The following is a 16,124-nucleotide window of genomic DNA, read 5'->3' on the forward strand; positions in this document are numbered from 1 at the left end:
TCACATTCCCTGCGTTGCGTCGTCCAGGCCGGAACCTTCGAGCGCCAGGCTGATCAGGCTCTCCGGGTCCATCTCGTCGATCGAGTGGTCGTCATCGGGTTTCTGCGGTTCCGGCTGTTCCTCACGGGCGTCCGCAAGCTCGAAGAGCACGTCCATGAGCCCCGCGTCCTTGAGGCGGCTCAGGGGGATGCCCTGGAGGATCCGGCGGATCCTCTCCTCGCCCTCGGCTCCCCCGGCGGCCTCCGCGGCGGGGCGGAGCTCTCCGGCGAGGAACTCCGCGAGCGTGCTGGAGTTCGGGTAGTCGAAGATCAGCGTGGCCGGGGGGCGCAGACCGGTGGCCTCGGCGAGGCCGTTGCGGAACTCGACGGCGGCCAGCGAGTCGAAGCCGAGGTCCTTGAACGCGCGGTCCGGCTCGACGGCCGCCGGGCCCGCGTAGCCGAGGATGGCGGCGGCGTGCGCCCGTACGAGGTCGAGTACCTGCTTCCCGCGTGCCTCGTCCGGCAGAGCGGCCAGCCGGTCGCGGAACGACGCGGCCCCGGAGGCGGCGTCGGCCGGCCGGCGGGTACGGGACCTGCCCCGCGCCAGCCCCTGGAGCAGCGGGGGCAGCTCCGCCGCGCTCGGGGCACCGGCCCCGGTGAGGTCGAGTCGCATCGCGACGAGCGCGGCCGCGTCGACGGTCTCCGCGGCGTCGAAGAGGCGCGTGCCTTCCGCCACAGACAGGGCGTCGATGCCGGTGCGGTTCATGCGGCGTACGTGGGTCGGGTCCAGCCCGTCCGCCATCCCCCCGTCGGCCCAGGGGCCCCAGGCGAGTGACCGCGAGGGCAGACCTTCGGCGCGGCGTCGCACGGCGAGGGCGTCCAGGAAGGCGTTGGCCGCCGCGTAGTTCGCCTGGCCCGGGTTGCCGAGCACACCGGCTGCCGACGAGAAGAGGATGAAGTCGGTGAGGTTCAGATCGCGGGTCAGCTCGTGCAGGTTGAGAGCCGCGTCGACCTTCGGCCGCAGCACCGCCGCCACCCGCTCCGGCGTCAACGACTCCACCACACCGTCATCCAGCACGCCCGCCAGATGCACCACACCCACCAACGGACGATCCGCCGGGATCGCCCCCAACACCCCCGCCAACGCAGCCCGGTCCGCCGCATCACACGCCGTAACGACCACCTCGGCACCCAACGCCCTCAGCTCCGCCGCCAACTCCCGCGCACCGGCAGCCTCTGCGCCCCGGCGGCTCGTCAACAGAAGCCGACGTACGCCTCGTTCAGTCACCAGGTGGCGAGCGAACACGGCGCCCAAAGTGCCCGTACCACCGGCCAGCAGCACCGTGCCTGCCGGATCGAACCCGTCGCTACCGACGTGTTCACCGGCCGCAGCCCGGACCAGACGCGGCACCCACACCCGCCCCCCACGCACCGCCACCTGGGACTCGCCCACCGCAACCGCACCAGCTACGTCGCCCAGCTCACCATCGACCAGCACCACACGGCCCGGGTGCTCCGACTGAACCGACCGCACCAGACCCCACACCGCGGCACCGACCACATCCACACCACCGGACCCACCCGGCACCACCACGGCACCCCGCGTCCGTACCACCAAACGCGTCTCCGCGAACTCCTCCCCGCCGAGCCAGGCCTGCACCACACCCAGCACCCGCGACACCGCAGCACGCACCACACCCGCATCCAGACCCGCACCCGGATCCGTCACACAATCAACAACCACCACCCCACCGGCCGGCACCTCACCAGCCACCAACCCATCCCGCCACGCCACCACACCACCGGAAACCCCAACCCCAGCCAGGGCCGGTTCGACCGGTGACCACTCCACCGCGAACAACGCCTTCGACGTACCAGCAGCACGCCCGACTTCCCCGAGCGGCCGCAGCACCAGCGACTCGACCGACGCGACCGGCGCGCCCACCGCATCCGCCAGCACCACCGACACCACACCGTCACCACGCGCCGACACCCGCACCCGGACACTCGACGCACCCGACGCCACCACCGACACACCCGACCAAGCGAACGGCAACGCCGCCCCCTCACCCACCACACCGCTCAACCCCACCCCATGCAACGCCGCATCGAACAGCGCGGGATGCAGGGCGAACGCGCCGGGCTCCGTTCCCTCGGGGAGGCCGACCTCCGCGTAGACGTCGCCGTCGGACCGCCAGGCCGCGCGCAGCCCGCGGAACGCCGGGCCGTACTCCAGTCCGGCATCCGCCATGCCGTCGTAGAACCCCGCGAGGTCCAGTTCCTCCGCTCCGGCGGGCGGCCAGGCGCCCTCACCCAGGGGCGCCGGGCCGGTGTCCGGCGCGGCGTCCACGAGCACACCGGTGGCGTGCCGGGTCCACGGCTGGTCGGCGTCCTCATCGCGCGAGTAGACCGTCGCCGGGCGGCGGCCGGATCCATCGGATGCGCCGACCACGACCTGGAGGGCGACGCCCCCGCTGTCGGGGAGCACCAGGGGTGCTTCCAGGGTGAGTTCCTCGATCGCCGTGGCGCCGACCTCCTCGGCGGCGCGGAGGGCGAGTTCCACAAAGCCTGTGCCGGGGAAGAGGACCGCGCCACCGACCTTGTGGTCCGTGAGCCACGGCTGCGCCGTGGGCGCGAGGCGGCCCGTCAGCACCACGCCGTCCGAGTCGGGCGAGGTCACGACCGCGCTCAGCAGCGGGTGGCCGGCGGACTCCAGACCGATCGACTCCGGGTCGCCGCCGTCCTGGTCACCGACGATCCAGTAGCGCTGGTGCTGGAAGGCGTACGTCGGCAGGTCGACCCTCCGAGCACCCGTGCCCGTGTAGTACGCGGCCCAGTCCACTCGTACGCCACTGACGTGGAGCCGGGCGAGCGCCCCCACCGCCGTCGTGACCTCAGCCCGTCCCTTGCGGACCAGCGGCACCAGCACCGCCGACTCGGACGCCACGGACTGCTGCGCCATCCCGCTCAGCACACCGTCCGGGCCGATCTCCACGTACGAGAGGACGCCCTGGCCCTCCAGGTACGTCACGCAGTCCGCGAACCGGACCGCCTCCCGGACGTGCCGTACCCAGTACCCGGGCGTCGCCACCTCCGGCGACACCTCGCCCGAGACACCCGACACCAACGGCAACGACGGTTCCCCGTACGTCAACGACTCGGCCACCGCCGAGAACTCCGCCAACATCGGCTCCATCAAAGGCGAGTGGAACGCATGCGACACCCGCAGCCGCGACGACTTCCGCCCCTGCGCGATGAACGCGTCCGCGACCCTCGCCACCGCGTCCTCAGCACCCGAAACCACCACGGAACGCGGGCCGTTCACCGCAGCGATGCTCACCGAATCCGACAGCAGCGGGACGACCTCCGCCTCCGTCGCCTCCACCGCCACCATCGCGCCACCCTCCGGCAACGCCTCCATCAACCGACCACGCGCCACGACTAGTTGAGCCGCGTCCGGCAGAGAGAGCACCCCCGCCACGTGGGCTGCGGCGACCTCGCCCACCGAGTGCCCGGCCAGGAAATCCGGCCGTACGCCCCACGACTCCACCAGCCGGAACAGGGCCACCTCCACCGCGAACAACGCCGGCTGCGCCACCCCCGTACGGTTCAACGCATCCTCGTCCGTGCCCCAGATGATGTCCCGCAGCGAACGGCCCAAGTAGACGTCCACCTCGGCGAGCACCGCATCGAACGCCTCCGCGAACACCGGGAACGCCGCATACAACTCACGGCCCATACCGAGCCGCTGCGCACCCTGACCCGTAAACAAGAACGCCGTACGGCCCGACGCACGCGACACACCACGCACCGCGCCCGCCGACACCCCGCCCTCCACCAACGCCCGCAGACCCGCCACCAGCTCCGTACGGTCCCCCGCCGTCACCACCGCACGGTGCTCCAACACCGCACGCGACACCACCGACGAGAACCCCACATCCAGCACCGACAGATCCGCACGCCCCTCCACCAGCGCCAACAACCGCTCCACCTGCGCCGACAGCGCAACGTCACCCCGCGCCGACAACACCACCGGCACCACCGGCAGATCCGCCACCGGCTCAGCCAGCTCAGCCGGTTCCGGCGCCTGCTCCACAATCACGTGCGCGTTCGTCCCGCTCAGACCGAACGACGACACCCCCACCCGACGAGGACGACCACGCTCCGGCCACACCCGAGCCTCCGTCAGCAGCTCAACCGCCCCCGCAGCCCAGTCCACCTGCGGCGTCGGCTCATCCACATGCAGCGTCCTCGGCATCACACCGTGCCGCATCGCCTCCACCGCCTTGATCACACCGCCGACACCGGCGGCGGCCTGGGCGTGGCCGAGGTTCGACTTCAGCGATCCCAGCCACAACGGGTCGGCGTCGAGGCGTTGTTGGCCGTACGTCGCGAGCAGTGCCTGCGCCTCGATCGGGTCGCCCAGACGGGTCCCCGTGCCGTGCGCCTCCACCATGTCGACGTCCGTGCTGTCGAGTTCCGCGTTCGCCAACGCGGCCCGGATGACGCGCTGTTGCGACGGGCCGTTCGGCGCCGTGAGGCCGTTGCTCGCACCGTCCTGGTTGACCGCGCTGCCCCGGACGATCGCGAGGACCGGGTGGCCGTTCCTCCGGGCGTCCGACAGGCGCTCCACCAGCAGGACACCGACACCCTCGGACCAGGCCGCGCCATCCGCAGCACCCGCGAACGACTTGCACCGGCCGTCGCGTGCCAGCCCGCGCTGCCGGCTGAACTCCACGAAGACCTCGGGCTCCGACATCACGGCGACGCCACCGGCCAGCGCCAGCGAGCACTCGCCCGACCGCAGGGCCTGCGCCGCGAGGTGCAGCGAGACCAGGGACGACGAGCAGGCCGTGTCCACCGTCATCGACGGGCCCTCGAGGCCGAGCACGTACGAGATGCGGCCCGAGGCGATGCCGCCGGTGCTCGCGTTGTGCGCGTAGTCGTGGTACATCATCCCGGCGAAGACACCGGTCCTGCTCTCCTTGAGGGAGAGCGGGTCGATGCCCGCCCGCTCGAACGCCTCCCAGGACGTCTCCAGCAGCAGGCGCTGCTGCGGGTCCATGATGAGCGCCTCGTTGGGGCTGATGCCGAAGAAGTTCGGGTCGAATCCGGCGGCGTCGTCCAGGAAGCCGCCCCGGGCGACGTAGCTGGTGTCGGGGCGCGTGCCCTCCGGGTCGTAGATCTTGCGCAGGTCCCAGCCACGGTCGGCGGGGAAGTCCCCGATGACGTCGGCGCCGTCGGCGACGGCACGCCACAGCGCCTCCGGGGAGTCGATGCCGCCGGGGAAGCGGCAGGCCATGGCCACGATGGCGATCGGCTCGTCCGCGCCGCCGCCGGACGGGGGTCCGGCGACCACCGGTGCGGAGGCCGGTTCGCCCGGTCCCGCCATCTCACCCAGGAGGTGGCGGGCGAGGCTCACGGGGCTGGGGTAGTCGAAGACGACCGTGGCGGGCAGCCGGAGCCCGGTGGCCTCGGCGACACCGTTGCGGAACTCCACGGCCCGCAGCGAGTCGAAGCCGAGGTCCTTGAAGGCGCGTTCCGGCTCGATGGCCGCCACGGAGCTGAACCCGAGGGTGCCCGCGGCCTGCTCCAGGACGAGGTGGAGCAGGAACGCCTCCCGCTCGGGCTTCGTGAGGCGCGCCAGCCGGTCCTGGAGCGCGCCCGCCTCGGCGGCGGCGTTGGCCTTACGGCGGGTGACGACGGGGACGAGCGTCCGGAACAGCTCGCGTGCGCGGTCCCCCTGGGCACGCAGGGCGGCCAGGTCGAGTTGTACGGGAAGCACCTGCGGGTACGGGGTGCGGCGGGCGGCGTCGAAGAGTGCCGTACCCACCTCGGAGGTGATGGGGAAGACGCCGCCCTGCGACACGATGCGGGTGCGTTCGGCGCCGGTGAGCTTGCCGGTCATGCCGCTGGCCTCGTCCCAGAAACCCCAGGCGAGCGACTGGGCGGGGAGGCCCTCGGCGCGGCGTCGCACGGCGAGGGCGTCCAGGAAGGCGTTGGCCGCCGCGTAGTTGGCCTGGCCCGGGTTGCCGAATACGCCGGCGACGGAGGAGAAGAGGATGAAGTCGGTGAGGTTCAGATCGCGGGTCAGCTCGTGCAGGTTGACGGCCGCGTCGACCTTCGGCCGCAGCACCGCCGCCACCCGCTCCGGCGTCAACGACTCCACCACACCGTCATCCAGCACACCCGCCAGATGCACCACACCCACCAACGGACGATCCGCCGGGATCGCCCCCAACACCCCCGCCAACGCAGCCCGATCCGCCGCATCACACGCCGCGACCACCACCTCGGCACCCAACGCCGACAGATCCGCCGCCAACTCCCGCGCACCGGCAGCCTCTGCGCCCCGGCGGCTCGTCAACACCAGGCGACGTACACCCCGTTCAGCCACCAGGTGCCGGGCGAACACAGCACCCAACGTGCCCGTACCACCGACCAGCAGCACCGTGCCCGCCGGATCGAACCGGCCATCCCCGGCCTGCGCAACCGTGCCCGCCGAGTCGGACCCATCACCCTGGGCCGACTCGACCGTGCCCGCCGGATCGAACCCGTCGCTACCAACGCGTTCACCGGCCGCAGCCCGTACCAGACGCGGCACCCACACCCGCCCCGCGCGCACCGCCACCTGGGACTCGCCCACCGCAACCGCACCAGCTACGTCGCCCAGCTCACCATCGACCAGCACCACACGACCCGGATGCTCCGACTGAACCGACCGCACCAGACCCCACACCGCGGCACCGACCACATCCACACCACCCCCGTCCCCCGGCACCACCACCGAACCCCGCGTCCGTACCACCAAACGCGTCTCCGCGAACTCCTCCCCGCCGAGCCAGGCCTGCACCACACCCAGCACCCGCGACACCGCACCCCGCACCACACCCGCATCCAAATCCGCACCCGGGTCCGTCACACAATCAACAACCACCACCCCACCGGCCGGCACCTCACCAGCCACCAACCCATCCCGCCACGCCACCACACCACCGGAAACCCCAACCCCGGCCCCATCCACCGGAACGGGCTCCACCGGTGACCACTCCACCGCGAACAACGCGCGCGACGCCTCCGACTCCAGCGCAGCGCGCCCGGACTCCGCCAACGGTCGCAGCACCAGCGACTCGGCCCACGCGACCGGCGCGCCCACCGCATCCGCCAGCACCACCGACACCACACCGTCACCACGCGCCGACACCCGCACCCGGACACTCGACGCACCCGACGCCACCACCGACACACCCGACCAAGCGAACGGCAACGCCGCCCCCTCACCCACCACACCGCTCAACCCCACCCCATGCAACGCCGCATCGAACAGCGCGGGGTGGAGCTGGAAGCCGGTGGCGTCCGTGCCGGGGGGCAGGGTGACGTCGGCGTACACGTCGTTGCCCTGGCGCCAGGCGGCGGTGAGGCCGCGGAAGGCGGGGCCGTAGGCGAGGCCGGCCGTGGCGGTGGCGTCGTAGAAGCCGTCCAGGTCCACGGGGAGCGCGCTGGGCGGCGGCCACTGCGTGGCGTCGAAGGGGCCGCCCGGCAGCGTGCCGGGCGCCGGGGTGCCCGGGCGCAGGACGCCGGTGGCGTGCCGGGTCCACGGCTGGTCGGCGTCCTCACCGCGTGCGTGGACGGTGAAGGTGCGGGTGCCGCCGCCCTTTGCGGCGCCGACGGTGACGCGGACCGCGACGCCGCCCCGCTCGGGGACGATCAGCGGTGCTTCCAGGGCCAGTTCGTCGATGCGGTGGCAGCCCACCTGGTCACCCGCGCGGACGGCGAGTTCGACGTGCCCGGTGCCGGGGAAGTAGACCGTGCCGCCGACCCGGTGGTCCCCCAGCCAGGGGTGGGTGGCCAGGGAGAGGCGGCCGGTCAGGGTGAGGGTGTCGGCGTCGGGCGCCGAGACGACCGCGCCGAGCAGCGGGTGGTCGGCGGGCTCCAGGCCCGCCGCCAGGACGTCGCCGGTGCCGGTGGGGGCGCTCACCCAGTAGCGCTCGCGCTGGAAGGCGTACGTCGGCAGCTCCACCCGGGGTTGGGGGTCGGCGGCGAGGAAGGGCTGCCAGTCGACGGGCGCGCCGTGCACGTACGCCTCGGCGAGCGAGGTCGCGAAGCGGCCCATGCCGCCCTGGCGGCGGCGCAGCGAGCCCACGGCGGCGGCGGTCACTCCCGCGTCGGCCACCGTCTCGCCGAGGCCGACGACCAGGCCGGGGTGCGGGCTGGCCTCGACGAAGAGGGTGAAGCCGTCGTCGAGGAGAGCGCGGGTGGTCTCCTCGAAGCGCACCGTCTGGCGGAGGTTGCGGTACCAGTAGTCGGCGTCGAGTCGCGAGGAGTCCAGGGGGCCGCCGGTGACGGTGGAGTAGAAGGTGATGCCGGATCTACGGGGCGTGATGGGGCCGAGTTCGGCCAGGAGGCGGTCGCGGATCTCCTCCACGAACAGCGAGTGCGAGGCGTAGTCCACCGGTATCCGGCGGACCTGGACGCCCTCCGCCTCCAGGTGCGCGTAGAGCTCGTCGAGTGCGGAGACCTCACCGCAGACCACCGTCGACGTGGGGCTGTTGACGACCGCGAGCTGGAGCCTGCCCTCCCAGCGCAGCAGCAGCTCCGAGGCCTCGGCCGACGGCAGCGCGACGGACATCATGCCGCCGCGTCCCGCCAGGTCATGGCGGATGACACGGCTGCGGAGTGCGACGACGCGGGCGCCGTCCTCCAGGGAGAGCGCCCCGGCGACGCAGGCGGCCGCGATCTCGCCCTGGGAGTGGCCGACGACGGCCGCGGGCTCCACGCCGAAGGCCCTCCACAGTGCGGCGAGCGACACCATGACCGCCCACAGCACGGGCTGGACGACGTCCACCTCGTACAGCGAGGCCGCCCCGGGTGCCTGGTGCAGGACGTCCAGGAGGTCCCACTCGACGTACGGGGCCAGCGCGTCGGCACACTCCCGCATCCGGGCGGCGAACACCGGTGAGGCGTCGAGGAGTTCGACGGCCATGCCGACCCACTGGGAGCCCTGGCCGGGGAAGACGAACGCGATCTGGGCCGGGCCCCCCGCCGTGCCGCGTACCACGTGCGGTGCCTTCGTGCCGTCGGCGACCGCGTCCAGTCCCGCGAGCAGCGTGCCGAGGCCACCACCCCCCGTACCACCGCCGTCGGGACCGCTCCCGCCGTCGGTGCCACTCCTGTCGGTGCCACTCCCGTCGGGACCGCTTCCGTCGGTGCCTGCGGTCAGCTCGGCGCCTGCCGTCAGCTCCGCGCCTGCCGTCAGCTCGGTGCGTGCGCTCACCCCGGCGCCTGCGGTGACGTCGCCGCCCGTCAGGACGACGGCCCGGTGTTCGAGGGCGGTACGGGTGGTGATCAGCGCGTGCGCCACGGCGTCCAGGGCCGGGGCGCCCTCCCGGCTCGGGGCGGCGTCCTCGCCCGGGACTGTCCGCCCGGCCCCGGTATCGCGCAGGAAGGTGGCGAGGCGGGCCGCCTGGCCGCGCAGACCCCCGGCGCCGCGCCCGGACACCACGAACGGGGTGATCGGGGAGGGCGCACCGGGCCTCCGCAGGACCGGGACGGCCTCCGAGGGCTCGGCGTCGGCGGGCACGGCATCGGAGGGCGTCACGTCGGCTGCCGGCTCCTCGACAGCAGGCTCCTCGACAGCAGGCTCCTCGGCGGGCGGCTCTTGGAGGATGACGTGGACGTTGGTGCCGCTGAGGCCGAACGCGGAGACCGCCGCCGTACGGGGGTGGTCGCTCAGCGGCCACGGCTCCGCCTCCGTGAGGAGGGCGACGTTGCCCGCCGACCAGTCGACGTGGCTGGAGGGCCGCCCCGCGTGCAGGGTCTTCGGCAGTCGGCCGTGGCGCAGCGCCATCACCATCTTGATGACGCCGCCGACACCGGCGGCGGCCTGCGCGTGGCCGATGTTCGACTTGAACGAGCCGAGGCGCAGCGGGCCGTCGGCGGGGTGGTCCTGGCCGTACGTGGCCAGGAGCGCCTGCGCCTCGATCGGGTCGCCGAGGGTGGTGCCGGTGCCGTGCGCCTCGACGACGTCGACGTGGCTGCCGGGGACGCGCGCGTTGGCGAGGGCCTGCCGGATGACGCGCTGCTGGGAGGGGCCGCTGGGCGCGGTGAGGCCGTTGCTCGCGCCGTCCGAGTTGATGGCCGAACCACGGATGACGGCCAGCACCGGGTGCCCGTTGCGCCGGGCGTCGGACAGGCGCTCCAGCAGGAGGACACCGGCGCCCTCGGACCAGCCGGTGCCGTCGGCGTCGTCGGAGAAGGCCTTGCAGCGGCCGTCCGGGGCCAGCCCGCGCTGCTTGCTGAACGCGACGAACGGCGCGGGGGTCGACATCACCATGACGCCGCCCGCCAGGGCGAGGGAGCACTCGTCCTGACGCAGGGCCTGGACGGCGAGGTGCAGGGCGACGAGCGACGAGGAGCAGGCGGTGTCGACGGTGAACGAGGGGCCCTCGAAGCCGAAGGTGTACGAGACGCGGCCGGAGATCACGGAGGAGGCGCGGGAGGTCGCCATGAAGGCCTCGACGGCCTCCGGGACGCCTTCGGGGAAGTCGCCGTAATCCTGGATGCCGGACCCCATGTAGACGCCGACCTGGCCGCCGCGCAGGGACTCGGGGGAGATCCCGGCCCGTTCGAACGCCTCCCAGGCGACCTCCAGGGTGAGGCGCTGCTGCGGGTCGGTCGCCTCCGCCTCCAGGGGGCTCAGCCCGAAGAAGCCGGGGTCGAAGTCGCCCGCGCCGTGCAGGAATCCGCCCTGGTGGACATAGCTGCTGCCCGGGCCCTCGTCCCCCGCCATGAGCTGGTCGAGGTCCCAGCCGCGGTCCTCCGGCATGCCGGAGACTGCGTCGCGGCCCTCGGCGACGAGCTGCCACAGCTCCTCGGGCGTGGTCACATCACCGGGGTAGCGGCAGCCCATGGCCACGATGGCGATGGGCTCCTGCGCCTGCGCCTCGACGTCGGTCAGGCGGCGCCGGGTCTGGCGCAGCTCGGCAACGACCTTCTTCAGGTAGTCGAGGATCTTCTCGTCGTTCGCCATGTCGGGTCTCACCGAGTCCTTTGGGTCAGCTGCCGGGGGGTGTCGCCCGGGTCAGGCAAGGCCGAGTTCGTTGTCTATGAAGGCGAGGACGTCGTCGGCGGATGCGACGTCGAGGGCATCGCGCCCGTCGTCCAGTGCTCCACCGCTCTGGAGCGCCGTCAGCTTGTCCAGCAGGGTCTGGAGGCGGGAGGTGAGGTGACTGCCGCGCACCTCCTCGACGCCGAGGGAGGCGACCAGTTCCTCGAACCGGTCGAGTTCCACGAGCAGGGGGGCCTTCGCACCGTCGCCGTCCGGGAGGAGCAGGGTGTGCAGATGGGCGGCGACCGCGGCGGGGGTCGCGTGGTCGAAGACGAGCGTCGCCGGCAGCTGGGCGCCGGTCGCCGCCGCGAGCACCCTGCGGAGTTCGACGGCGGAGACCGAGTCGAACCCCAGCTCCTCAAAGGCGCGTTGGGGATCGAGTTCGGACGGGCTGTCGTAGCCGAGGAGGCCGGCGACCCGGCCGCGTACGAGGTCGAGGAGCGCCCGGCCGCGTTCGGCGGTGCCCAGGTCCGCCAGCCGCGCCAGCAGTTCCGCCCCGGCGGACGCCTCGTCGTCCGGGCCCTCGGCGAGGAGGTCACGTACCTCCGGCAGGGCGTCCAGCAACGGCCGGGGGCGGGCGAGGGTGTACGTGGGGGCGAACCGCGCCCAGTCGAAGTCGGCGACGACGAGGTGGCCGTCCTCGTGCTCCAGGGCCTGGCGCAGGGCGCCGATGGCGAGCGCGGGGGCCATGGCGGGCGCGCCGATACGGTCCATCATGGCGCTGAGTCCGGCGTCGACCATGCCGCCCTGCCAGGAGCTCCAGGCGATGGAGGTGGCGGTACGGCCCTGGGCGCGCCGCCGGTGGGCGAGGGCGTCCAGGTGGGCGTTGGCCGCCGCGTAGGCGCCCTGGCCCGCGCTGCCCCAGACGGCGGCTCCCGACGAGAACAGGACGAAGGCCTCCAGCGGCAGATCGGCGGTCAGTTCGTCGAGGAGCTCGGCGCCGGTGACCTTGGCGTGGGCGACACCGGCGAACTCCTCCGCACCGAGGTCGGCGAGGGGCGCGATGCGCTGCATGGCTCCCGCCGCGTGGACGACGGTGGTCAGCGGCAGTTCGGCCGGTACGGCGTCGAGGACGGCGCTCAGCGCGGACCGGTCGGTGATGTCGCAGGCGGCAAGGGTGACACGGGTTCCGGCGGCCTCCAGTTCGGCGGCCAAGGCGGCGGCGCCGGGTGCGGCCGCACCGCTGCGGCTGAGCAGGAGGAGGTGGTCGATGCCGTCGGCGGCGAGCATCCGCGCCACATGGGCGCCGAGGCCGCCGGTGCCGCCGGTGACCAGGGCGGTGCCCCGGGGCGCCCAGGCGCGGCGCGCTGCGCGGTCGCCGAGGGGCGCCCGGACCAGGCGGCGGGCGAGGACACCGGAGGGCCGGACGGCGACGGCATCCTCGCCGGGCGCCGCCGTCAGCACGGTGCACAGCCGGTCGACGGCGGTCGCGTCGGGCTCGGCGGGCAGGTCGGCGACGCCGCCCCAGGTGTCGGGGTGGTCGAGGGCGAGACTCCCGGCGAGCCCCCAGAGGGGGGCCTGCGCCAGGGCGGTCGGCTCCGACGTCTCGCCGGTGGAGACGGCGCCGCTGGTCACGCACCACAGGCGGGCGGCGATGTCCGCGTCCCCGAGGGCCTGGACGAGGGCGACGGTGGCCGTCATGCCCCGGGACAGCGGGGGCAGGGCGGGGTCGGATTCCTCGTCGAGGGCGAGCAGGGAGAGGACCCCGGCCGCGCCGGGTGCGGCACCGAGGCGGTCGCGGCGGGCGGCCAGCAGGGCGGTGAGCCGGGCCCGGTCGTCTCCGGGGGCCACCTCCAGGACCTCGACGGCCGCTCCGCGCGCGGGGAGCCCGGCGAGGATCGCGGGGAGGATCGCGGGGACGGGGCCCGTACCGGCCAGGCCTGCGGGGACCACGACGAGCCAGGGGCCGGTGCGGGCGGGCGCGGCGGGCGTGAGCGTGGGGGGCTCGGCGGACGCGGCAGGCGTGACGGGCGCTGCGGGCTTGGTGGGCGCTGCGAGCGTGGCGGACGCGGCAGGCGTGGCGGGCTGGGCGGGCGTAGCGGGCGCGACGGACGTGGCGGGCTCGGCGACCGCTACGGGCTGCCAGGTGATGCGGTAGCGCCAGGAGTCCAGAGTGGTCCGCTCCTGGTGCTGCCTGCGCCAGCGGGCCATGGCCGGGAGGACCGCGCCGAGGGCGGTCTCCTCCACGGCGAGCGTGTCCGCGAGCCGGGAGACCTGCTGCTGGTCGACGGCGTCCCAGAAGGCGGTGCCCGCCGGGTCGGCGAGGGCGTCACCGGCCGCCGCGGGCCTGACGCTCTCCGTCCAGTAGCCCCGGCGCTGGAACGCGTAGGTGGGCAGCGCCACCCGGCGGGCACCCCGCCCGGCGAAGAACGCGGTCCAGTCGACGGCGGTTCCCCGGGCGAAGGCCAGGCCTACGGCGGCTACGAGGGTGCGTTCCTCGTCGCGTCCGCGGCGCTGCGTGGGGGCGACCACCGTGTCGGCCGCCTCCTCCAGGCAGGCGGCGGCCATCGGGGCCAGCGCGGCATCGGGGCCGATCTCGACAAAGGCGCGGGCGCCCTGCGCGTACAACGTCCGTACGCTGTCACGGAACCGGACCGGCTCCCTGACCTGGCGCACCCAGTAGGCAGGGGAGGTGAGTTCGGCCGCTTCGACGAGGCGGCCGGTCACGGTCGACACGAGGGGCAGCCGGGGTTCCTGGTACGTGATGCCGCGAGCGACGGCGTCGAAGTCGTCCAGCACGGGGTCCATGAGGGGCGAGTGGAAGGCGTGGGAGACCCGCAGCGCCGTCGTCTTACGACCCAGCTCCCTGAAGCGACCCACCACCTCACCCACCGCGTCCCCGGCACCCGAAACCACCACCGCCGAAGGCCCGTTCACCGCAGCCACCGACACACCCGGCACCAGCCACGGCACGACCTCCTCCTCCGAGGCCTGCACCGCCACCATCGCGCCACCCTCCGGCAGCGCCTCCATCAACCGACCACGCGCCACGACCAGTTGAGCCGCATCCGACAGGGAGAACACCCCCGCCACGTGCGCGGCGGCTATCTCCCCCACCGAATGACCCGCCAGGAAGTCCGGCCGTACACCCCACGACTCCACCAAACGGAACAGCGCCACCTCCACCGCGAACAACGCCGGCTGCGCCACCCCCGTACGGTTCAACGCATCCCCGTCCGCACCCCACACCACATCCCGCAACGAACGACCCAAGTGCCCATCCACCTCGGCCACCACCGCGTCAAAAGCCTCCGCGAACACCGGGAACGCCCCGTACAACTCACGCCCCATCCCCAACCGCTGCGCACCCTGACCCGAGAACAAGAACGCCGTCGCACCGGGCGGCTCGGCGCACGACCGTGAGGGGGTCGCGGTGTCGTCGCCGTCGGCGAGGGCGGTGAGCCCGCGCAGGAGTTCGTCGCGGTCGGCGGCGAGCAGGACGGCGCGGTGGTCGAGGGCGGCGCGTGTGGTGGCGAGGGAGTGGCCGAGGTCGCGGATGTCGTCGGGGGTGGTGGCGTTCCCGGTGGTCTCGGCCTCGGTGACATGGGCCAGCAGCCGGGCGGCCTGGGCGCGCAGGGCGTCCGGTGTCTTCGCCGACAGCGGCAGCGGGGTGAGGCGCGAGGCCACCCGCGACGCCTCGGGCGCGGTCCCGGCCTCCGTACCGGCTTCCGGGGCCGGGGGCGCCTCCTCGATGATCACGTGCGCGTTGGTGCCGCTGAGGCCGAAGGCGGATACGGCGGCGCGGCGCGGCCGGTCCCCGGGGGGCCAGGCGACCGGCTCGGTCAGCAGGGCTATATGGCCCGTCGACCAGTCCACGGCAGGGGTCGGCTCGTCCACGTGCAGGGTCTGCGGGAGCGTGTCGTGGCGCAGTGCCTGCACCATCTTGATGACACCGCCGACACCCGCCGCCGCCTGCGCGTGCCCGATGTTGGACTTGAGGGAACCCAGGTACAGCGGCCGGTCGGCGGGCCGGTCCTGGCCGTACGTGGCGAGCAGGGCCTGCGCCTCGATCGGGTCGCCGAGAGTGGTGCCGGTGCCGTGCGCCTCCACGGCGTCGACCTGGTCGGCGGTGAGCTGTGCGGCGGCCAGCGCCTGCCGGATGAGCCGCTGCTGGGCGGGGCCGTTGGGCGCGGTGAGCCCGTTGCTCGCGCCGTCCGAGTTGACGGCGCTGCCCCGGATCACGGCGAGCACCGGGTGGCCGTTGCGCCGGGCGTCCGCGAGCCGTTCGACGACGAGCATCCCGGCGCCCTCGCCCCAGCCGGTGCCGTCGGCGGCGGCGGCGAAGGACTTGCAGCGGCCGTCGGGGGCGAGGCCGCGCTCCTGGCTGAAGCCGACGAAGGACGTGGGGGTCGCCATGACCGTCACACCGCCGGCCAGGGCGAGCGTGCACTCGCCCGCGCGCAGGGCCTTGACCGCCCAGTCGAGGGCGACGAGCGACGACGAGCAGGCGGTGTCGACGGTGATGGCCGGCCCCTGGAGCCCCAGCGTGTAGGCGACCCGGCCGGAGGCGACGCTGCCGAGTCCGCCGGTGCCGCCGTCGGCCGCGTAGTCGTGGTAGACGACCCCGGCGAAGACCCCGGTGAGGCTGCCCTTGAGGGAGAGCGGGTCGATGCCCGCGTACTCCAGCGCCTCCCAGGACGTCTCCAGCAGGAGCCGCTGCTGCGGGTCGGTCTCGCGCGCCTCCTTCGGGCTGATCCGGAAGAAGCCGGCGTCGAACTGGTCCGCCTCGTGCAGGAAGCCGCCTTCGCGGGCGTACGTCCTGCCGGGGGTCGCGGGCTCCGGGTCGTAGAGCCCCACGGTGTCCCAGCCCCGGTTCTCGGGGAAGCCGCTGATGCCGTCGCCGCCGCGCGCCACGAGGTCCCACAGCCCGGCGGGGGAGGTGATCCCGCCGGGGTAGCGGCAGCTCATGCCGGTGATCGCGATCGGTTCGTGCTCGCGGGCCTCGGCCTCCCGCAGGCGCCGCTTGACCTGGCGCAGGTCCGCGGTGGCGCGCTGGAGGTAGTCGCGGAGCTTGTCCTGGGTCGCCGCCATCTTCATCC

General features: G+C 73.7%; 2 protein-coding genes. Both read right to left on the reverse strand.

What is annotated here, in order from left to right; all coding sequences use genetic code 11:
• Positions 1-11,007, reverse strand: coding sequence for a type I polyketide synthase (locus GTY67_RS14770; RefSeq protein ID WP_161279003.1), 11,007 nt, complete (start codon positions 11,005-11,007; stop codon positions 1-3).
• A gap of 51 nt (positions 11,008-11,058) precedes the next feature.
• Complete coding sequence (locus GTY67_RS34950) at positions 11,059-16,122, reverse strand: type I polyketide synthase (protein WP_237502617.1); 5,064 nt, start codon at positions 16,120-16,122, stop codon at positions 11,059-11,061.
• Positions 16,123-16,124 lie beyond the last annotated feature (2 nt).

The organism is Streptomyces sp. SID8374 (assembly GCF_009865135.1).
Classification (GTDB): Bacteria; Actinomycetota; Actinomycetes; order Streptomycetales; family Streptomycetaceae; genus Streptomyces.